Origin of the sequence: Fibrella aestuarina BUZ 2 (assembly GCF_000331105.1) — a bacterium.
Lineage (GTDB): Bacteria > Bacteroidota > Bacteroidia > Cytophagales > Spirosomataceae > Fibrella > Fibrella aestuarina.
Genome location: NC_020054.1, coordinates 3,598,804 through 3,618,999, shown reverse-complemented (window position 1 = coordinate 3,618,999; position 20,196 = coordinate 3,598,804). Strand labels below are relative to the sequence as shown.

Annotated in this window: 14 protein-coding genes; 9 read left to right on the top strand and 5 right to left on the bottom strand. The window is 57.6% G+C overall.

Features of this window, described 5'->3' with window-relative positions:
- Positions 1–483: 483 nt before the first annotated feature.
- From FAES_RS29010 to FAES_RS14640, 8 genes are all read left to right on the top strand, one after another.
- Positions 484–2,670, top strand: coding sequence for an ice-binding family protein (locus FAES_RS29010; protein ID WP_015332018.1), 2,187 nt, complete (start codon positions 484–486; stop codon positions 2,668–2,670).
- A gap of 179 nt (positions 2,671–2,849) precedes the next feature.
- On the top strand, positions 2,850–3,569 hold the full coding sequence (locus FAES_RS14670; protein WP_015332017.1) for a hypothetical protein: 720 nt from the start codon (positions 2,850–2,852) through the stop codon (positions 3,567–3,569).
- Positions 3,566–6,328 carry a TonB-dependent receptor gene (locus FAES_RS14665; RefSeq protein WP_015332016.1) on the top strand — a complete coding sequence of 921 codons (2,763 nt, stop codon included), beginning with the start codon at positions 3,566–3,568 and terminating at the stop codon, positions 6,326–6,328. The genes FAES_RS14670 and FAES_RS14665 overlap by 4 nt, the downstream gene beginning before the upstream one ends.
- A gap of 1 nt (position 6,329) precedes the next feature.
- The gene (locus FAES_RS14660; RefSeq protein ID WP_015332015.1) at positions 6,330–7,472 is read left to right on the top strand and encodes a DUF4249 domain-containing protein; all 1,143 of its coding nucleotides are present in this window, start codon (positions 6,330–6,332) and stop codon (positions 7,470–7,472) included.
- 39 nt (positions 7,473–7,511) lie between these two features.
- Complete coding sequence (locus FAES_RS14655) at positions 7,512–9,917, top strand: MG2 domain-containing protein (protein WP_015332014.1); 2,406 nt, start codon at positions 7,512–7,514, stop codon at positions 9,915–9,917.
- 30 nt (positions 9,918–9,947) lie between these two features.
- Positions 9,948–11,186 carry a serine hydrolase domain-containing protein gene (locus tag FAES_RS14650; protein WP_041257903.1) on the top strand — a complete coding sequence of 413 codons (1,239 nt, stop codon included), beginning with the start codon at positions 9,948–9,950 and terminating at the stop codon, positions 11,184–11,186.
- Between the two features lie 48 nt (positions 11,187–11,234).
- Entirely contained in the window at positions 11,235–11,702 is a 468-nt protein-coding gene (locus FAES_RS14645) for a RidA family protein (RefSeq protein WP_015332012.1), read from the top strand.
- A 219-nt stretch (positions 11,703–11,921) separates the two neighbouring features.
- Entirely contained in the window at positions 11,922–12,506 is a 585-nt protein-coding gene (locus FAES_RS14640) for a hypothetical protein (RefSeq protein WP_041257902.1), read from the top strand.
- 192 nt (positions 12,507–12,698) lie between these two features.
- Here FAES_RS14640 and FAES_RS14635 read toward each other — a convergent pair whose 3' ends face one another.
- From FAES_RS14635 to FAES_RS14615, 5 genes are all read right to left on the bottom strand, one after another.
- Positions 12,699–13,508, bottom strand: coding sequence for a toxin-antitoxin system YwqK family antitoxin (locus FAES_RS14635; protein ID WP_015332011.1), 810 nt, complete (start codon positions 13,506–13,508; stop codon positions 12,699–12,701).
- Between the two features lie 186 nt (positions 13,509–13,694).
- A complete protein-coding gene (gene fumC, locus FAES_RS14630; protein ID WP_015332010.1) occupies positions 13,695–15,098 on the bottom strand; it encodes a class II fumarate hydratase in 1,404 nt (467 codons plus the stop codon).
- Between the two features lie 132 nt (positions 15,099–15,230).
- Positions 15,231–15,929: a LytR/AlgR family response regulator transcription factor gene (locus tag FAES_RS14625; RefSeq protein ID WP_015332009.1), complete on the bottom strand. Its 699-nt coding sequence runs from the start codon at positions 15,927–15,929 to the stop codon at positions 15,231–15,233.
- A gap of 3 nt (positions 15,930–15,932) precedes the next feature.
- Positions 15,933–18,767 carry a PAS domain S-box protein gene (locus FAES_RS14620; RefSeq protein WP_015332008.1) on the bottom strand — a complete coding sequence of 945 codons (2,835 nt, stop codon included), beginning with the start codon at positions 18,765–18,767 and terminating at the stop codon, positions 15,933–15,935.
- Between the two features lie 29 nt (positions 18,768–18,796).
- Positions 18,797–19,345, bottom strand: coding sequence for a heme NO-binding domain-containing protein (locus FAES_RS14615; protein WP_015332007.1), 549 nt, complete (start codon positions 19,343–19,345; stop codon positions 18,797–18,799).
- A gap of 221 nt (positions 19,346–19,566) precedes the next feature.
- Between FAES_RS14615 and FAES_RS14610 the strand changes: the two genes are divergently transcribed.
- On the top strand, positions 19,567–20,118 hold the full coding sequence (locus tag FAES_RS14610; protein ID WP_083891489.1) for an RNA polymerase sigma factor: 552 nt from the start codon (positions 19,567–19,569) through the stop codon (positions 20,116–20,118).
- Positions 20,119–20,196 lie beyond the last annotated feature (78 nt).

Below are 20,196 nucleotides of genomic sequence, written 5' to 3'. Positions count from 1 at the left end.
CCCATACCCAATGCCAGCAGTTTAGTTGAGCCCGGCGGCATGAGCGGCCGCGTCAGGCTGATAAGGCTATCGGCGCGGGTTCTTTGGCACAATACTTTTTACCTGTTGTACACATAGAAAAGGATTCGTTACCCATAAGATTCTATCAGAATTTATAAGCCTAAACAACGTTTACGCATCATTCTTAACTGTAAATCAATTGCGGCCTGACTTTTGTAGAGGTTACATTATACATAGCATTACTAGGCTATTTCCCTGTACGCCACTAGTTTCTTCTTTGCTGGCACCTTGTTTTTGGCACCTCATTTTGGTGGTCTTCCTTTCTTTCTTCAGTTCCTTTTTCACGTTGATACAGGCCCAACCCAGGCTCATTTAGGCTGGTGTATACAAGCAAAACGCTTGCGTTCTGCATGAAGCCGGTACTCAGTCACTAGCCAGTTAACCGTATTACAGTAGGCGTCCTGCTTACCAATTTCTGCAATCATGAAGAAAGAACTACGCTCGCTTCTCACGCATGCGCTCCTGCTGGTGTTGCCCGCACTCGGGTTTGGGCAGGCACCCAACCTGGGCACGGCGTCGACGTTTGCGCTTTTTACGGCCAACGGCGCTTTTTCCAGCACAGGTGCCGCCACCGTGATCGGCGATGTGGGCACGAACGTGGGTTCGTTTACCGCCTTCCCGCCGGGGTCGGTGGTTGGACAAATACGGCTGCCGGGTAGCACGCAGGCCAATCAGGCAGCCACCGACATTACGGCCGCCTATGCTTCGGTAGCGGCGCTTGGCTGCGGCACGGTCATCGGGGCAACGCTGGGCAACGGGCAGGTGCTGACGCCGGGCATCTACTGCCAGCCTACCGCCTCGCCCTCGTCGATCAACGGTACGCTGACGCTGAATGGGCCAGGTACGTACATTATTAAACTCAACAGCGCGCTGACAACCAACACGGGTTCAACCATTACGCTGACGAATGGAGCTTGTCTCAATGACGTTTATTTTCAGGTCAATGGTGCGGTTGACCTCGGCGTTGGCTCTCTGTTCAGGGGGACTATTCTGGCCAACGGTGCCATCAGCCTGCTGGCAGGGGCTACCCTTGAGGGCAGGGCCCTATCCGTTGCCGGGGCTATTTCCATCAGCGATAATAGCGTAACCAACTACGCTACAGGCGTATCGGTGGCCATAACCTCGCAACCCACCTGCAATACAGCCACGAATACCTACGACCTGACAGGCACCCTGTCGCTCACAGCCGCCGTGGCAGGTACGTTCACCATCACCGACGGCAGCAGCACGACCACGGTTTCGGTCGCGACGGGGCAATCGTCCGTTGCGTTTGGTCTGCCAGCCCTGCTGTCGGGAATGGGTTCGCGCACCGTCGTGGTAACCGGTCCGGGCTGTAGCTCGGCCAGTGTTACCTACACCGCCCCGGCCTCCTGCACGTCGGCTCCTTCATCGCCGGCCAGTCTGAGCGGCCTTACCTACACCGACAGCAACGCAAACGGGGTTCGGGACGGAAGCGAACCACCACTTGCCGGGGTCGTGGTCTCGTTGCTCAATAGCAGCGGTACCGCCGTGGAATCGACCACGACCAACGCAGCCGGCGTTTACAGTTTCAGCGGCCTCACTGCTGGCGGTGTCTACTCGCTGAGCTTCACCACGCCAACCGGTTATTCGGTCACGGCCCCGTCGGGCGGCGTTTCGGGCCCATTGACCCTGGCGCCGGGCAACACAACGGTCAACGCCGGGTACGTTGTGGTGGCCCCCAGCCTGACGCTCAGCCTATCGGTCGATCGCTCGGTCATCCGGCAGGGCAACACCCTCACGTATACCCTTGTGCTGTCTAATACGGGGAATGGCCCGGCCAGCAACGTGCTGGTCCGCGATTCGACCACTGCGGGCCTCACCTACGTACCCAATTCCGCCACGGTACCCGCCGGTACCACGTTTACCCCCGGCTCACCAATCAGCAGCTGGCTCATTGCGACCCTAGCGGCCGGGCAGAGTCTGAGCCTTACCTTCCAGGCTACCGCCGACCAGCCCGGCATTCTGTACAACACCGCGTTTATTCCGGGCGATACCGTTCGGGTGTGTACGTCGGTACCGGTTAAGCTTTGCGCGGGCGACCGGTATTTGCTTTCGGTGCCAGCGGGCAGCGCCAGTTACCGCTGGTTTAAAGACGGGGTACTGATTGCGGGCCAAACCACGAATGAACTGATCGTCAGTGAGCCAGGTTCGTACAGCCTCGGTATCGACCAAGCCGGTAGCCAGTGCCCCAACTTTTCGTGCTGTCCGTTTATCGTTGAAGCTGACACCGCACCTGTCTTTCAGGCAATTACCATTGCAGCCACCTGCATCGGCAATAGTGTTCAGGCAAACGGGCGGCTTGTGCTGAGCGGGTTCGATACGACCCACACGTTTCAATATTCGGCTGGGGCTACGTTCGACGCCGCCAATGTACTCTCAGGCGCTCCCCAGCTGATTCCGGCCAACGGCCTGATCGCGACCACCCTGCCCAATCCGGTAACGGCGCAGGCGTATACCGTTCGGGTTACCAACAGCGGCGGTTGTTTTACCGACGTTACCGTGACCTTGTTCCCGGCCACCTGTGATTGTCCAACCCAAATCTGCGTACCGATTGTCCTGCACAAGACGAAGGGTTCCGGCGTCCGGTAGCTGCGGCCCGAAACCCCACCAACCCAACTTCAGGTACGTGCCTGTACGGAGTCAAATCCGATTGAGTACACGCTCCACAGCGCAACGTTTACGCAAATGGCAACTTTGTTAACCCCGCCGAGTAAATCCGGCGGGGTTTTACTTGTTTTAGCGCCCGTTGTTTCGGTATTTGGACCACTATGCGCTTCCTCTTTTTTCTGTGTTGCCTTACTCAACAGCTTATTCCTGGTTTTGGACAGACGGCCCGCCCCGACACGGCCTTCCGCCACGACGCCATTCAGTTTGCCCTGCAACGGGCGGAGCGGGCCGACTCCACTACGGACGGGCTCTTTAATGGCGTTCAGTACATTAGCCACGACCGGCGGCTACGGGGTCACGCTTACTTTGGCACCGACAGCGCCGTCCGAGGCCGCGTTGAGGCAGGTGGCAAGTCCTATACATTGCCAATCCATTACGATCTGGTCGATGATGCGCTGGTAGCCGACCACCGGGCGGGGTACTGGATGGTGCCCCGCGGCGAAACCATTCAGTCGTTTCACCTGCTGAACCACACCTTCATCCGGCTCACCGACACCACCCAATCGCGCCTGCCCGCCGGTTATTACGATCTGCTCTACGACGGTCCCTCCCGCCTGCTGGCGCGCCACACGAAGAAAATCCTGATTGGCTCCGTGCCGAACAACTTCGGCGAATACCTGCTGACCACCACCTACTACGTCTACCGACAGGGTGAGTATGTAAAAGTAGGCTCCCGAAAAGCGCTGGTGAAACTACTGGCCGATCGGCGGAAAGAACTAACGGCCTATGCCCGCGAGCAGAAGGCTCGTTTCAAGGAAGACCCGGAACTAGCCCTACAGGCACTGGCTCAACGTTACGACGAACTAAACAAGCCCCAATGACCAACCTCTACCGTCTCTTTCTTGTCGTCGTTTACCTGGGGGTGAGTGGCTGGGCCTGTGCCCAGACCCAGCCCACGGTCAGCGGATCGTTTGCCGGTGTGCCTTTTGAGCAGTTTGTGAAGCAGGTGGAGGCCCAGACGCCCTACCGGTTTTTCTACGCCCGCCGCGACGTCGACAGCCTTCAGGTACGTGTGCAGGCGACCAATCAGCCGCTGGCGCCCGTACTCAATCAGGTGTTGGCGGGTACGAACCTGCGCTTTGCCATCGACCAGAAACAGCGCGTATTCATCACGGCCGACCAGGCCATCCGCACTGAACTACCGCCTAATTACTTTGATCGGGGGGCGGGGAATGGGCCGGGCGACACGGTGGCGGTCGAATTTGGGGCCGTTCGCGACAAAGCCCGGTTATCCCTGGAAACGCGAGTCGTGGAGATTGGGCAGCGGGCCAACGCCGGACGCGGGGGCAATGCCACCCTGGCGGGACGGATCCGCAACGCCACCACGGGAGAACCGGCCGTGGGCGTAACGGTCATGCTCGACAAACCGCGCACGGGCGTGGTCACGGACGCCTACGGCTACTATAGCCTGCCCATGCCGCGTGGCCGACACGAGCTGACGTTTCGGAGCATTGGCCTGCTCGACACGAAGCGGCAGGTCGTGATCTGGAGCGATGGCAAGCTCGACCTCGACATGGACGAGGTCGTGGTGCCCCTGCGCGAGGTGACTATCAACTCCCGCAAAGACGTAAACGTAGCCAGCACCCAGATGGGCTCCGAACGGCTCGACATCAAGACCATTAAACAGGTACCCACCGTGTTGGGCGAAGCGGATCTCATCCGGGTGGTGCTGACCCTGCCGGGCGTTAAATCGGTGGGCGAAGGCACCGTTGGGTTCAACGTGCGGGGCGGCTCGGCGGGGCAAAACCTCATCCTGTTCAACGACGCCACCATCTACAACCCGTCGCACCTGTTCGGTTTCTTTTCAGCCTTCAACCCCGACATCATCAAAAGTGTCGATCTGTATAAAAGTGCCATTCCGGCCCGGTTTGGGGGTCGGCTGTCGTCGGTACTCGACATCACGACCCGCGACGGCAACAAGAAAAAATGGGTCGGCGCGGGTGGCGTTGGTCCCGTCACGGGGCGGCTTACGCTCGAAGGACCACTGGTAACCGACAAAACGTCCATTCTGATTGGCGGGCGCACTACCTATTCCGACTGGCTGCTGCGCCAATTGCCCAACGGCACCTATAACAACGGCCAGGCCGCTTTTTACGACGTGAATCTGGGCATTACGCACGAAGCCAGCGACAAAAACAGCTTTTACCTGACTGCCTACCTCAGCCGCGATCAGTTCAAAATTGGCGGCGACAGCCTGTATACCTATCAGAACCAGGTTGTTTCGGCCAAATGGAAGCACGTCTTTTCCAACAAGCTGTACGCGGTCACGACGGGCACCTACAGCCGCTACAACTACGGCGTGTCGAGCGACAAAAAGCCGACGGAGGGTTTCCGCTTCGGGTTCGACATTCGGCAGAGTGCGGCTAAGATCGACTTTGCCTACTTCCCGAATCCCAGTCACGTGGTCGATTTCGGTATTGGCACCACGCACTACAGCCTGCGGCCCGGCAACCTGCAACCCACCGGCGAGGCCTCGCTCATTCAGCCGTCGGTGGTACCCAACGAACAGGGCCTCGAAAACGCGGTGTACATCAACGACCGTTTCGACGTGACGCCCCGGCTGTCGATCAACGGGGGGCTGCGCTATTCGCTGTTCATGAACCTTGGCCCAAGCCGCGTCTTTACCTACGCCCCCAACCAGGCCCGCACCGAACGCACCATCACCGACACGCTCCAGTATGGGGCGGGAAGTACGGTATCCACCAACGGGGGGCTCGAATACCGGCTGGGCGTGCGCTACCTGATCACCGATAACCTGTCGGTGAAAGCCAGCTACAACCGCATGCGCCAGTACCTGCACATGCTGTCGAATACCGTAGCCGTTTCGCCGCTCGATATCTACAAGCTGAGCGACACGTACCTGAAACCGCAGGTGGGCGATCAGTATTCGCTTGGGTTTTACCAGAACCTGCGGGCCAGCACCATCGAGCTGTCGGTGGAGGGGTATTACCGCACCCTGCAAAACCAGCTCGATTTCCGGAGCGGGGGTACGTTGCTGCTCAACCAACACCTGGAAACCGATCTGGTAAGCGCTGAGGGGGTGGCTTATGGTGTGGAGGTGATGCTCAAAAAGCAAAGCGGCAAACTCAACGGCTGGCTCAGCTACACCTACGCCCGCTCGCTCCTGCGCACTGTGACGCCCTACACGGCCGAATCGGTCAACAACGGCAGCTATTACCCGAGCAGCTACGATAAACCCCACGACGTCACGCTGATTGGCAATTACAAGATCAACCGGCGGCTGAGCATCTCGGTCAATGCCACCTACAGCACCGGCCGGCCCATTACGCTCCCACTGGCCCGGTACGTGATCGACGGCACCGAGCGGGTCTTTTATTCGGAACGCAATCAGTATCGTATTCCCGACTATTTCCGCACCGACCTGTCGCTGAACATCGAAGGCAACCACAAAATCAGGAAGCTGGCGCACAGCTCCTGGACGCTGGGCGTGTATAACCTGACGGGCCGTCGCAACGCCTATTCGGTTTATTTCACGTCGGCAAACGGGCGCATCCGGGGGTATCAACTTTCCATCTTTGGCCAGCCCATTCCAACGCTGACCTACAACTTTCGCTTCTGATATGCGCCTTACCTGGGATGCCTGCCGCCTGCTGGCCCTGTTCCTACCGATCCTGCTCGACAGCTGCGTAGACCCCTACCGGCCGCCCGAGATTACGGCCCCGAACCGCTATCTGGTGGTCGACGGGGCGCTGACCAACGGCGTCAGCGTAATCAAGCTGTCGCGCACGCAAAACCTGGAAGAGCCCCGCACCCCGTCGCCCGAACTCAAGGCGACGATCCGGGTCGAGGCCACCGACGGGGCTACCTACGCCTTCACCGAACGAGGGCAGGGCACCTACGCCCTCGAGTCCACCTCGCTGGTGCAGGGCAAGACGTACCGGGTACGGATCAAAACGACGGGGGGCAGCGAGTACCAGTCGGAGCTCATCACCATTCAGCCCACGCCGAAAATCGATAGCATCAGTTGGTCCGTCGAAAACAACGGGTTGCAGATTTACGTCAACACCCACGACCCGGCCAATAAGACGCGCTATTATCGCTGGAACTACGAAGACACCTTCGAATTCCGCACGCCTTATCAGTCACCCTACGCCTTTGTGAACAATAAAGTGGTACAGCGAGAAGGCCCCGACCTGAACCACTGCTGGCGCACCGAAGCGTCGACCCGCATTCTGCTGGGCTCCACGGCCCGGCTGTCGCAGGATGTCGTGCAGCGGGCGCCGCTGCTCTTCATTCCGGGCAGTTCGCCCAAACTGGCCATCCGCTATAGCCTGCTGGTGCGGCAGTTTGCGCTATCGCCCGAAGCCTACGCGTACTGGGACAACCTGCAAAAAACGACCGAGCAACTGGGTAGCCTCTTCGATCCGCTCCCGTCGCAGGTGGGGGGCAATTTCACCTGCCTGACCAACCCCACCGAGCCGGTGCTGGGCTTTCTGGAAGGCCGCACGATTGAAGAGCGCCGCGTCTTCATCGACCGCCCCGCTGCGCTCTCGCTTGATCTGGTTCGCACGGGTTATGAAGGCTGTTTTCTCGACACCATTCCCAAACCACGCCAGCCCCTGGCCAATTTTCTGGGGCAGGTGGGCGGCTACGCGGTGGTTGCCCCCGTGCCGGGCAGCGAAGGCAGCTACATCGCCACGGGGGTGGCCTGTACCGATTGCCGGGATCGGGGCACCATTGTCAAACCGGCCTACTGGCCTTAGTCCTGTTTAGCCACATACCCAACGTACCCTATTTCGACCATGCTGCACGTTTTCCTGAATCACCGTAACTACCTGGGTTGGCTGGGCCTGTGTCTCACCATCCGGTCGGTCTTGGCGCAACCCCTGCCGCAGATCCAGGCGCGGTTCGACACGTACCGGAAACAACACCTTCAGGAGAAACTATATGTGCACACCGATCAGTCGGTTTACCTGCCCGGCGAAACCCTCTGGTTCCGGCTGTTCTACGTCGATGGGTCGGCGCACCAACCCCTGTCAGTAAGCAAGGTAGCCTATATCGAGCTGATCAATACTGACCAGCGGGCGGTGCTTCAACATACCGTTGCGCTGGGCGACAAAGGCGGCAACGGGGCCATGGCGCTGCCCGTGTCGATGCCGTCGGGTACGTATGTGTTGCGGGCCTATACCCAGTGGATGCGGGGAACCAGCCCCGATTTTTTCTTCGAAAAGGTCATTACCCTCGTCAACCCGTTTCGTAAACCCGAGCTGCCACTCCCGGCGGATACCCTCTCCTGGTCGGTGCAGAGCTACCCCGAAGGTGGGCAACTGGTGGCAGGCCTGCCAGCCACCGTGGCGGTGCAGGCTACCGACCTCAAGACGGGGCGCGGCGCGGCCTATCGGGGCGTTGTGCTGACGCAGACCAACGACACCGTGGCCCGGTTTACCACGCATCGATTCGGGATCGGTACGTTCCGGCTGACACCCACGGCCAACACCACCTACCGCCTCCGGCTCACGGATGTGCGGGGGCGCAGTGTGGTTCGGCCCATCACGCCGGCCGTCACGCCAGAAGGGTATACCATGCAGGTCGAAGCGGGGCCGAACGAGCAGCTTCAGGTTACGGTACGGAGCAACGTACCTGGCCAGACCAACGCCGAGGTGTATCTGCTCGGCCACACGCGGCAGGTGATTGGGGTGAGTGATCGGCAGGTGCTGCGCGATGGACAGGCCACGTTCACGGTGCCCGTGCAGCAGTTGGGCGAAGGCGTGTCGCACCTTACTGTGTTCACGGCCGCGGGGCAGCCCGTTTGTGAACGGCTCTGGTTCCGCCAGCCTAGCGCCAGCCTCACGGCCCGGCTAACCACCGACAAAAGCACCTACGCCGCGCGCACGCCCGTGGCCCTGACGCTCGCCACCAGCCTGCCCAGTGGCACCACCGCTACAGCCGATGCGTCGGTTGCGGTGTTTCAACTCGATTCGCTCGCCCCACTCGATCCGGTCAACCTGCCAGAGTACCTCTGGCTCGCCTCCGACCTGCGGGGTGCGGTCGAGAACCCGGCTTACTACCTGACGCAGTCCGGCCCCGACGCCGATCTGGCCCGCAACAACCTGATGCTGACCCACGGCTGGCGCCGTTTCCGGTGGGACAACGTGCTGAACCCGACACCCAGTGCCATCCCCATCCTACCCGAGTCACGAGGCTTGACCGTCCGGGGGCGGGTGTTGAACGCCCGCACCGGCCAACCCGCTGCCGACGTACCGGCTTACCTCTCGGTGCCGGGCCAGGGGAGCCGCCTCTATAGTCGCCGCAGCGATGCGGCTGGGTACGTTCGGTATGAACTACCCCAACTGGTGGGGCCGCACGAACTGGTGCTACAACCCGCACAAGTAGATAGCAGCTACCGGGTTGACCTACTCAGTCCCTATGCTGAACCGGCGACGGCCTCATCCCTACCCCTATTCGACCTGCCCCCCACCATGCGCGACGCCCTGACGACCCGCAGCCTGGCCATGCAGGTTCAGAATCATTATTTTGCTACAACGCCGCCCCTCCCGGCAGCCGACAGCAGCACCTTCTACGGCCGCCCCGACGAACACTACCGGCTGGACGCCTACACGCGGTTTCAGACGATGGAAGAAGTGTTCAGCGAATACGTACCGGGGATAGCGGTGAAACGACTATCAGGCGGACGGTTCGCGTTACGGGCCAACAACCTGCCCGGCAAAGCCTTTTTCGACGAGCCACCGCTGATGCTGATCGACGGGGTACCTGTTTTCGATACCGATCAGCTTATGGCCATTAGCCCGCTCAAATTCCGGACCATCGACGTCATGACGAGCCGCTACTTTCTGGGACCACTGGCTTATTCGGGCGTGCTGAGCCTCAACTCCTACAAGCAGGATCTGGCGGGTTATCGTCTCGACCCCAAAGCGGTGGTGCTCGACTACGATGGCCTTCAGGCCCGCCGCGAATTTGCCGCCCCCAGCTACAGCACCGCCGCGCAGCAGGCCAGCCGCCTTCCCGATCTCCGGCAATTGCTCTATTGGAACCCGCAGGTAACCACGCAGGCGGCCGGGAAAGCGGGCCTCACGTTTTACACGTCGGATCAGGCGGGGCGTTATCTGGTAGTGGTGCAGGCCCTCACCGCCGATGGCCGCTTTACGACCGCCAGCCATACCTTTACGGTGCAGGACGTGGCGCACTGAAAGCCCGGCTACCGACTAATGCTTCGAGTTATGACCTTACCCGCTACCATCAACACAACGCTGCTGTTGGGGCTGACCTGCGTGACGCTAGCGGTCGCCCAGCGCAAAACAGCCCAGAAAGAAACCCCCTATTTCCCCACGGCGCAGGTCTGGCAGCATAAGCTTCCCTCCCAACTGGGGCTGAGCACCGGCGCCATTCAGGAGGCAATCGCGTTCCATCGGGCCAACGAGATCAAAAACCCGCGCAGCATGGAGCAGTCGCACTACCAGACGTTTGGTAAAGAGCCTTACGGCTACGCGATTGGCCCCTTTGCCGACCGGGGCGAGCCGTCGGGCGTGATCGTGTACAAAGGCTATATCGTGGCGGAATGGGGCGAACCACACCGCTGCGACATCACCCATAGCGTGACCAAGAGTTTTCTCTCAACGGTCGTCGGGTTGGCCGTCGATCGGGGGCTGATCCGCAGCGTAACCGACACCGTAGCCCCGTACGTGCCGCCCATTGAACTGTACGGCCAACCGGTAGCGCGGCCCGCCGACGACTTCGGCCAGCCCGAGTTGCTTACGCCCTTCGAGACGCCTCACAACCGCACGCTTACCTGGGACCACATGCTCCGCCAGACCAGCGATTGGGAAGGTACGCTCTGGGGCAAACCCGACTGGGCCGACCGCCCCGACCCCGACCCGGCCAAGTGGCTCAACCGTCCGCGCAACGTACCTGGCACGGTTTACGAGTATAACGACGTGCGCGTTAATGCGCTCGCCCTGGCAGCAACCAGCGTCTGGCGAAAACCGCTGCCGCAGGTGTTGAAAGAGCAAATCATGGACCCCATCGGCGCGTCGACCACTTGGCGCTGGACGGGCTACCGCAACGCCTGGATTGTGCTCGACGGGCAACCGGTACAGTCGGTGAGTGGCGGCGGGCATTGGGGCGGCGGACTGTTCATCAACGCCTACGACATGGCCCGTTTTGGCTTGCTCACCCTACACAAAGGCAACTGGAACGGCCGGCAGCTGCTGTCGGCGCAGTGGATCGCGCAGGCCACGACACCGACACCGGCCCAACCCACTTACGGCTACATGAACTACTTCCTGAATACCGATCGCAAGCTGCTTCCCTCGGCGCCGGCCAGCAGTTTTTACCACCTCGGCAATGGCACCAACATGGTCTACGTCGACGCCGAACATGACCTGGTGATGGTGGTCCGCTGGATCGACAATAAAGCCCTGGATGGCATGGTAAAGCGGGTTTTAGCAGCCATCGATTAGTAGCCCGTACACACCAACCAACTTTACACCACAACCGTCAAACGCATTATGACTACTCCAGACGAAAATTTCGCGGCCCTCGGCCTCCAGCTTCCACCTGCTCCAGCACCCAAGGGCGTCTACAAACCCTGCCTGATCGTCGGCAATTTCATTTACGTATCGGGGCATGGCCCGTACATGCCCGACGACAGTCTGATGACCGGTCGCGTGGGTTCCGACGTGGACATGGACTTCGGAAAAGCGGCCGCGCAGCAAACGGGCCTGGCCATTCTGGCTACGCTCAAGGCGGCGCTCGGCAGCCTCAACCGCATCAAACGCGTGGTAAAAGTACTGGGCATGGTGAATGCCGTACCCGAGTTTGGCGAACACCCCAAAGTCATCAACGGCTGTAGCGAGCTTTTCCTACAGATCTGGGGCGAAGAAAACGGCGTCGGGGTACGTTCCGCCGTCGGGATGGGCTCGCTGCCCGGCAACATCTCCGTTGAAATCGAAGCGATGTTTGAACTAGCAGAGTAAGGAAACCCGGCCCTTTTACCAGCAGTGATTCGTGCAAAATCATCGATAGTGAAGGGGCCGGGCTTTTTTTGAAGAATCAATTCATCAATGATTGTTATTTCATACAGGCTATATTATCTGTCTTATCAAAAAATCGTGCCCTAAATACAGTCGCAGGTTACAACGGTTAGGAACGTGACGAGGTCCTAACCGGGTGTACTTTAAACATACTATCAGCTTATGAAGCGCGTTGTCCTTTTCATGATGCTCGCACTTGGTCCCGCCCTGTTGACGGGCCTCATCGGCTGCGGGGACGGTTGCCGCGGCTCTTCGTATCGTATTGATACCTATCAACTTGATTTATTCCGTAACGAGAAAACACGTCCCGACCAATCAACGGTTAGCCGGGTATCGGCCAATGATACGATACCCTATCAGAAGCTTGAGTTACAACTGTTGGCCAAGCCAATCTTTGTTAGTCAGGTAACAGCGGGGGGCAGTAGTTTGATGGCCTGCGATCCTGTCAATAGTCCATTGGATAAACTGAAAGCTATGACCATCACTAGCGACCAGCCATACAGCGCGGGCCTACCTGCGGGTACAAACCTGGCCCCATTCATCCACATTTTTCCGTACGATGGTGCATATACCCAATCGGTAACCAATTATTTAGCGACAGCTGCACGCTTTGCCAATGACCGCATCATCTTGCAACTACAGGTAGCCCCGGATCAGATAGTCCGGCATCGTTTTACGATAACGGTTGAACTCGACAACGGAAGACAACTGACAAGTGTATCGGCGCCTGTTTTCGTAATACCCTGATTTTCAGGGAAATTACATAAATCTGTCCTGTTCTGGCCTAAGGGCATCCTGTTGCGAACAACGGGATCTGGCTAGTTAGCTAACGACTGGTAAGATCGAATTTAGTAGGAGTGGCGTACGTGTAAAATGGCCCCTCTATCGAGCTTGGCTACCTACAATCCATAGGTTGGCACTTGTAGGCATGCAAACCAATCAGTCAGGGACGGGCAGCACCATTTTCAGCCCATTATCTTGTTTATAAATCTGTATCACCCATTCTGAGGCCATAGGCGTGCCATCCACGGTGCCTGGATTCCAGTTCGGCTTCTGTTCGTCCCAACGCGGCATTGCGCTGATTACGTCCTTAACTTGTCTGGCAATCAGTGGGTCTCTCTTGGTTAAGTGGCACGTCGTCGTGGCAACTTCGCCCGCCTGATTGATTGCCAGTTGCACCAGCCCCTGCATGGTGTATCGGTTGAAAATGGGCAATCGTCGTTCTTCCAAATACACCCGGAGCTGATTCAAGCTCGCCGTCGGCGTGGGTGGCTTGAGAAACGGTTCATACGACGTAGGTACGCCTACTGAATCATAGCACGTACCCTTCTGCAATTCGCCCCGCCGATAGAATTCTTTTCGTTTGATTACGCCCGACGGATAATGCACGATAAACGGTCCGTCCAGACGGCCTTTTTTATAGTTACGGACCACATGCAGGCGCCCATCTGGATACAGAATTTTTGTCATGCCATGCCGGACTGTTCCATATTCCGAAAACCCAGTTGGCCCTTCTCGTTCAACATATTTATACGTTTCGATACTGTATAATGTGCTGTCTTTCAGGTACGTATTGATCGTAAAATAGGTCCTTGGCTTATCAGCGTAGACGATTTTTTCAAAATACAACCCTTTGTCACGGTATTCTACCTGGCCTCCAGGCGGGTCAACTGCCTTAGTCTGGGCAGTGGCTGTGTGCACGGCTACACTCCATATACAACCAATTACGCCCAATAAACTCGCATTCATACTCTTTTCGCTTCAGCCTGTACCGCCCGTATACGTTATCCTATCCTACAAAAATATCGCTTTTCACCCTTGAGCATGTAACCAATATATCCTTTTTTTATTTCCGCGGCCCTAATACCATAAAAAAGTGCTGATGCGAAGCCATGAACTTCGCATCAGCACTCCATTGAAATTAGATTGGCTATGTTAGGCCGGCAACGTACCTACCATGTCGCCGGGAATCACCCACTGATCGAATTCTTCGGGGGTGAGGTAACCCAATTGCACGGCCGTTTCTTTGAGCGTCGAGCCGTTTTTGTGGGCGGTCTGCGCAATCTCGGCCGCTTTGTAATAACCGATCTTCGTGTTCAGCGCCGTTACCAGCATAAGCGAATTCTGCACGTGCTTGTCGATATTGGCCCGAATCGGTTCGATCCCTACCGCACATTTGTCGTTGAACGACACACAAACGTCGCCGATGAGGCGGGCCGAGTGCAGGAAGTTATAGATCATCACCGGCTTGAACACGTTCAGCTCGAAGTGGCCGGTCATGCCGCCGATGTTGATGGCGACGTCGTTACCCATCACCTGCGCGGCCACCATCGTCATGGCTTCGCACTGCGTGGGGTTGACCTTACCCGGCATGATGCTGCTGCCTGGCTCATTGTCAGGGATAAACAGCTCACCAATACCCGCCCGTGGACCACTCGACAACATGCGGATGTCGTTGCCGATTTTCATCAGGCTGGCGGCTACCGTTTTCAGTGCACCATGGGCCTCCACAATGGCATCGTGGGCGGCCAGGGCTTCAAACTTGTTTTCGGCCGTAACGAAGGGGAGTCCCGTCAGGCTGGCGATGTGTTTGGCTACGTTTTCGGCATAGTTAGGGGGCGTGTTGATGCCCGTACCCACCGCCGTACCCCCCAGCGCCAGTTCGCTCAGGTGCGCCAACGAGTTGTTGATCGCCCGCAGGCTGTGGTCGAGCTGCGACACGTACCCGGAAAACTCCTGCCCTACCGTCAGCGGTGTCGCGTCCATGAAGTGAGTACGTCCGATCTTCACCACGTGCATAAATTCCTTCGCTTTAGCGTCGAGCGTATCGCGCAGTTTCTTGATGCCGGGAATCGTGACGTCGAGCAGGATTTTGTAGGCCGCAATGTGCATGGCCGTCGGGAAGGTGTCGTTGCTGCTCTGCGACTTGTTTACGTCGTCGTTGGGGTGCAGCGCCTTCTTTTCGTCGGTGAGCGAGCCGCCGTTGAGCACGTGCGCCCGGTAGGCCACCACCTCGTTGACGTTCATGTTGCTCTGCGTGCCGGAGCCCGTCTGCCAGACCACCAGCGGAAACTGATCGGCGAGTTCGCCCGCCAGCAGTTCATCGCAAACGCGCCCGATCAGGTCGCATTTCTCCTGGGAGAGCACACCCGCGTCGAGGTTGGTCAGGGCGGCGGCTTTTTTCAGGTACGCAAAGGCCTGAATAATCTCGCGCGGCATTTTGTTGATGTCCTGCGCGATTTTGAAGTTTTCAATGGAGCGTTGGGTTTGGGCACCCCAATACACGTGAGCAGGCACCTGCACCTGTCCCATCGTGTCTTTCTCTATGCGGTATTCCATGTTGACTCTTAAACACGTTCGTTACGGCGCAAAGTTAAGTTTCGCATTTAAAGTTTGAGGTGTAAAGTTGGCCGACGCATATGTTGCTTGCATCGGCCAACTTTACACCTCAAACTTTACACGCAGAACGCGTTACAGCAAATTAAGCCGGTTCATCAACTCCGGTTTGTTGGCCCGGCTGATGGGGATTACTTTCTGCTTCACCACGAGCGTATTCTCCTCGATATCAACGATTTTATCCAGATGCACGATGAAGGAGCGGTGAACCCGCAGGAACTGCTCGCCTAGTTTTTCCTCCATGTACTTCATGGTGGCGTAGACGATGTGGGTCTGGCCGTTGGTAACGATTTTCACGTAATCCCCCGTGTTTTCGATGTAATCGATCGCATCGAAGGGCAGGCGAATGTAACGGCCTTCCGTTTTTACGTAGATCTCTTTTCGTTCATTGGCGACGGGGGCATTGGCTTTCTCCCGCGCTTTCAGTTCGAGCACCTTTTCAACGGCCAGGTTAAAGCGGGGGCGGGTTACGGGTTTTTTGAGGTAATCGGTCACCTGATGCTGGAATGCCTCAAAGGCGTATTCTGTCTTGCTGGTCGTTAGCACCACATACGGCATCGCCGGCAACTGTTCAATCAGGCCGAAGCCCGTCAGGCCCGGCATTTCCACGTCGAGCCAGATCAGGTCGACAGCTTGTTCGGTGAGGAAATCCAACGCGCTGGTGGCGTTGTCGAAAGCGGACAATACGTCTAAGCTGCCATGTTCCTCGCAAAGCCGCTGTAGCTGCTTTCGAGACATGATTTCGTCTTCAACTATGATACAACTCAAACGCATAGGTTAGGTCTCGTTAAGTAGCTGAACTTCATCTTCTAAAAGGGGAATCGCCTCTTGCAGCGCCGTGACCACTTCCTGGCAGTATACATTCACCAGGTCGGGGTCGGCTGCGTGCCGGGAGGCTTTCTCCAGGCGGTGCATGGTGTTTTCGAGCCGGGTGAGGCCCACCATACCCAGGGTTGGTTTTAGTTTGTGGGCCTGTCGCACCAGCTCAGGCCAATTTTGCTGGCGGCAGAGTCCGGGTAGTTGCAACAGGTCGGGCACGATACTGGTCAAGAACGTATTGAACATTTCGGCGGCCGCGATCCGGTCATCGCCATACAATTCGGTCAGCCGGTTACGATCCAGTTGGAAACCGCCTTGTTCGCCGGGTTCACTGTGCGGATACTGCCGCAACAGCAACATCAGCTGACCGGGATCAAAGGGCTTGGTCAGGAAATCGGTCATACCCGCTTCCAGCGCCACGTTCTTGTGGTCGAGCATGGCCGAGGCCGTGAGCGCCACGATGGGGGCATGCTGGTTGGGGTTGTGCGTGTTCCGAATAGCTACGGTGGCTTCGTAGCCGTTCATCACCGGCATCTGAATATCCATCAGAATGAGGTCGAACCGCTGGCGGCGGGCCTCCATCACGGCCTGTCGCCCATCCGAAGCCAGGGTGTACCGAACCTGCCACTTGTGCAGCAGGCTACCGATATACTTCTGGTTCATCAGGTTATCCTCCACGACCAGCACGTGCCCCACCTCCGGCTTAACGCTGGCGGGCGGCGGCGCGTCGATCAGGTTGGCGTTCAGGGGCGCCATAATTTTCGGGAAAGGTAACACAAACGTGAACGTGCTGCCGTGCCCGGCGCGGCTCTCTACGTTGATGGTGCCGCCCAGCAGATCGACCAGTTCCTTCGTGATGGCCAGCCCCAGCCCCGTGCCTTTGTGCTTATGGCCCTGCGGGTTAACCTGCTTGAACTTCTGGAAGACCAACCCGATTTTCTCGGCGGGAATCCCGATGCCGGTATCGGCCACGGCAAACTCCACCCAGATATTGTTGGCGTCTTCGTGCCGGATCCGTACCGTCAGCTGAATGCTGCCCACCTCGGTGAACTTCTCGGCATTGCCGACCAGGTTGGTCAGAATCTGGTTCAGCATCACCTCATCGCCCATGAAATTGCCACTGATGCGGGCATCCAGCATAATGTGGAACTGGATAGGCCGATCCTGAAGCTTCATCTCGAACACCTTCTGCGTAGAACGCAGCAGGCCAGCCAGATCAAACGGACGGGGGTTTACTTCCACGCGCCCCGCCTCGATCTTGGTCATGTCGAGCAGGTTCGAAATCAGACCGTGCAGAAAGTCGGCCGACGTTTTCAGGATATCAATGTATTCGCGCTGCTGCGAGGTCGGCTGCGTATCGAACAGCAGGTGCGACATGCCGATGATGGCGTTGAGGGGCGTCCGAATTTCGTGGCTCATGTTAGCCAGAAATTGCTTCTCGGCCTGCCGGGCATCCTCGGCAACCTGCTTGGCGTTGGCCAGCTCCGTTTCCAGCAGCTTGCGTTCGGTCAGGTCGTAGTAAATGGCCATCGACCCCACCAATCGACTTTCTTCGTCGTAGATGGGCACGCCGCTCACCAGCACCCAAATGCGGGAGCCGTCTTTTTTAAGCAACTGAAGCTCGTACGACCCCCCTACGCCGCGCAGCCGTTGCTGCTGCTGCCGGTCGATCACCTCCCGGAACTCTTTGGGAACCAGCAGGTCAGACAGGTGCTGCCCCAGCAGTTCATCTTCACGGTAGCCCAGCATCTGGCAGCACCGCTCGTAGACCCGCACGACAATCTGCTCGTTGTTTACCTCGAGCAGGCCGAGCTCCATGTTGTTCATGATGCCCCGGTACTTCTCTTCGCTGCGGCGAATCTGCTCGCGGGCGGTGTGCTTCTCGGTGACGTCGGTGTATTGCCAGAGATGCCCCAGATACTGCTCATTCAGGAACAGCGGAATGTAGTCGCGCTCCAGAATCCGGCCGTTTTTGAGGTTGATCACCTCCCCCACCGACGTTTGCCGCTGACTCAGCAGAAACCGGGTTTGTACAAGAAAGTCTTCGGGGTTCTCAACGGCCCGCATCGAGGCTTCCGACAACGTACCTGAGTCTTGCCCCGTCAGTTGATCGGGCTGCAGATCAAGGCTGAAAATGTCGCAGAAAAGCTGGTTAATGAGCAGAATCCGGCCCTGCTCGTCGACCACCAACACCCCCGATTGCAGGCTGGTGATGAGCGTCGACAAACGTACCTGGGTGGTTTTCAGTACCACTTCGGCCAGTTTCCGGTCGGTGATATCGCGCGCAACGGCCACCATCTCCACGACTTGCCCGGCTTCGGCCACCAGCCGTACCGACTGCCCGATCCAGATGGTGCGGCCATCTTTGGTGGTTATTGGAAATTCGTCATAGCTACTCTCCCGCTGCTGGGCAATCATGTCGGTATAATACTCGACCATGGCCTGCCGGTGGCTTAGCTGCACCAGATCCGTAGCGCGCATGCCAATGCATTCGGCTTCGGAATAGCCGAGCATTTTTTCGGCGGCCGAACTCACAAACGTAAACCGCCCCGCCGGCGACACTTTGAAAATGAGGTCCTGTACCGACTCAATCAGTTGCCGGTGGTGCAGTTCGTTGGCGCGCTGCTCTTCCAGCTTGGCCCGAATCTGCTGCTCAAGATTTTCATTCAGGTGCTGTAGCTGCTGGTTGGCCTCGTAGAGCGCCAGTGCCTTTACTTCCAGCAACCGTTCTGCTTCGCGCCGGGCAGCCCGTTCGCGGGCCAATCGCCGTTTCAGCATACCAATATTCTCCATACCTGCCTGTACCTGTTGCTACGAACCGTTTACTCGTTTCTTTTCTTGGTAATCTCAAAAATCACGTCGCTGCCATCAGCAGCCCGTCTGGACTCAGTCACAACAGCCTCTTCGCCAAAATGGGCCAGACAGCCTTCGATCAGGCCGTGGGCGAAATCGGCCAGTTTACGCTCTGATTCATAATGCATGACCAGACGGTCGGGGGCAGGTTGTGTAATGGTAAAATGGGGTAACTCAGCGTCGGGATACAGCTTTCGTACTTCCACGTGAATGTACTGCTGAATGGAACTGAGCAGACTGAATGCCGAATCGGCCTTGTCGATAAACAGGCCATAGTCCCGCTTGAACGAGCCGAACATGTACCGGCCGTAGGTACGTAGTAACTGGCCTGTGGGCAGGTTGAGGTGCTCGCTCAGCTTGTTGACCAGCGCGATCATCTCGGCATGGTCGTAGGTACCAACCGAGGTGTAGTTCCCTCCTGACGGCAGATGGCTTTCCAGCAGCAGCTTATCGACTAACTCGTAGCCGTGTGCCTCTTCGACCATCTCCAGAAACTCCGTAAAAACAAATCCTTTCATTCAAAAATGAGGTGAAAGACTAACGCTGGTCGCTGCCTGCCCGCGCTGATTCGGAACCCAGTCGGCCATCGCTATCCGGCAGACGCTCCCAAAAAACGGACAAAATATGCAGTTCATCGAATACATTCATATGAATGCGTGAAGGTAACACACTTTTGTCACGTCATCCGCAGCTAATGACTTAACCCTAAAGTGAAGGCGTTGCCATCAACGAACAAGTTATGAAACATTTATTATCTGACGAAGAGGTTATCCAGCAGTACTTCACCCTTCGCCCAAATTATTGCTTCGAAATCCTGTATAATCGTTACATGCAAAAGGTATACCGTCGGTGTTTGTCGATGACAAAAGATGCGGACCTTGCCCACGATTTTACCCACGATATTTTCATCCGCATGTTTGCCCGCCTCGATCGTTTTCAGGGCCGTTCTACCTTCTCTACCTGGCTCTACGCCATTGCCTATAACTATTGCCTGGATCAGCTACGGCTGGCCAAACGGATTCCGACCACCCGTATGGATGAAATGACCGAATACGGTATGTTTCACCACACCGACGACTCGGCCGAGAGCCTCGAGCCATCCCTGCAACAACTGGGGCGGGCCATGAAAAGCATTTCGGATCAGGATGCCGCCATTCTGCGCCTCAAATACCAGGACGGCCTGGATGTTCGGCAGATCGGGAATCGCCTCAACCTGAACGACAGCGCCGTCAAGATGCGCCTGAAGCGGTCACGCGATCGGGTGAAGCGCATCTGCGAAATCGCTTATTAACCTAACCTGTCGTCGTTCACTAATCAGCCTCATCTGTCAATACCTTTCCCTTTATGCATTCGGTTTACTCGTAAAGAC

What these genes read in the sequence shown, in the direction of transcription:
- FAES_RS14665 (WP_015332016.1), top strand. Translation starts at nt 3,566, where the DNA reads ATGACCAACCTCTACCGTCTCTTTCTTGTCGTCGTTTACCTGGGGGTG.
- FAES_RS14670 (WP_015332017.1), top strand. Translation starts at nt 2,850, where the DNA reads ATGCGCTTCCTCTTTTTTCTGTGTTGCCTTACTCAACAGCTTATTCCT.
- FAES_RS14610 (WP_083891489.1), top strand. Translation starts at nt 19,567, where the DNA reads ATGAAACATTTATTATCTGACGAAGAGGTTATCCAGCAGTACTTCACC.
- FAES_RS14640 (WP_041257902.1), top strand. Translation starts at nt 11,922, where the DNA reads ATGAAGCGCGTTGTCCTTTTCATGATGCTCGCACTTGGTCCCGCCCTG.
- FAES_RS14635 (WP_015332011.1), bottom strand. Translation starts at nt 13,508, where the DNA reads ATGAATGCGAGTTTATTGGGCGTAATTGGTTGTATATGGAGTGTAGCC.
- FAES_RS14655 (WP_015332014.1), top strand. Translation starts at nt 7,512, where the DNA reads ATGCTGCACGTTTTCCTGAATCACCGTAACTACCTGGGTTGGCTGGGC.
- FAES_RS14620 (WP_015332008.1), bottom strand. Translation starts at nt 18,767, where the DNA reads ATGGAGAATATTGGTATGCTGAAACGGCGATTGGCCCGCGAACGGGCT.
- FAES_RS29010 (WP_015332018.1), top strand. Translation starts at nt 484, where the DNA reads ATGAAGAAAGAACTACGCTCGCTTCTCACGCATGCGCTCCTGCTGGTG.
- fumC (WP_015332010.1), bottom strand. Translation starts at nt 15,098, where the DNA reads ATGGAATACCGCATAGAGAAAGACACGATGGGACAGGTGCAGGTGCCT.
- FAES_RS14625 (WP_015332009.1), bottom strand. Translation starts at nt 15,929, where the DNA reads ATGCGTTTGAGTTGTATCATAGTTGAAGACGAAATCATGTCTCGAAAG.
- FAES_RS14615 (WP_015332007.1), bottom strand. Translation starts at nt 19,345, where the DNA reads ATGAAAGGATTTGTTTTTACGGAGTTTCTGGAGATGGTCGAAGAGGCA.
- FAES_RS14650 (WP_041257903.1), top strand. Translation starts at nt 9,948, where the DNA reads ATGACCTTACCCGCTACCATCAACACAACGCTGCTGTTGGGGCTGACC.
- FAES_RS14660 (WP_015332015.1), top strand. Translation starts at nt 6,330, where the DNA reads ATGCGCCTTACCTGGGATGCCTGCCGCCTGCTGGCCCTGTTCCTACCG.
- FAES_RS14645 (WP_015332012.1), top strand. Translation starts at nt 11,235, where the DNA reads ATGACTACTCCAGACGAAAATTTCGCGGCCCTCGGCCTCCAGCTTCCA.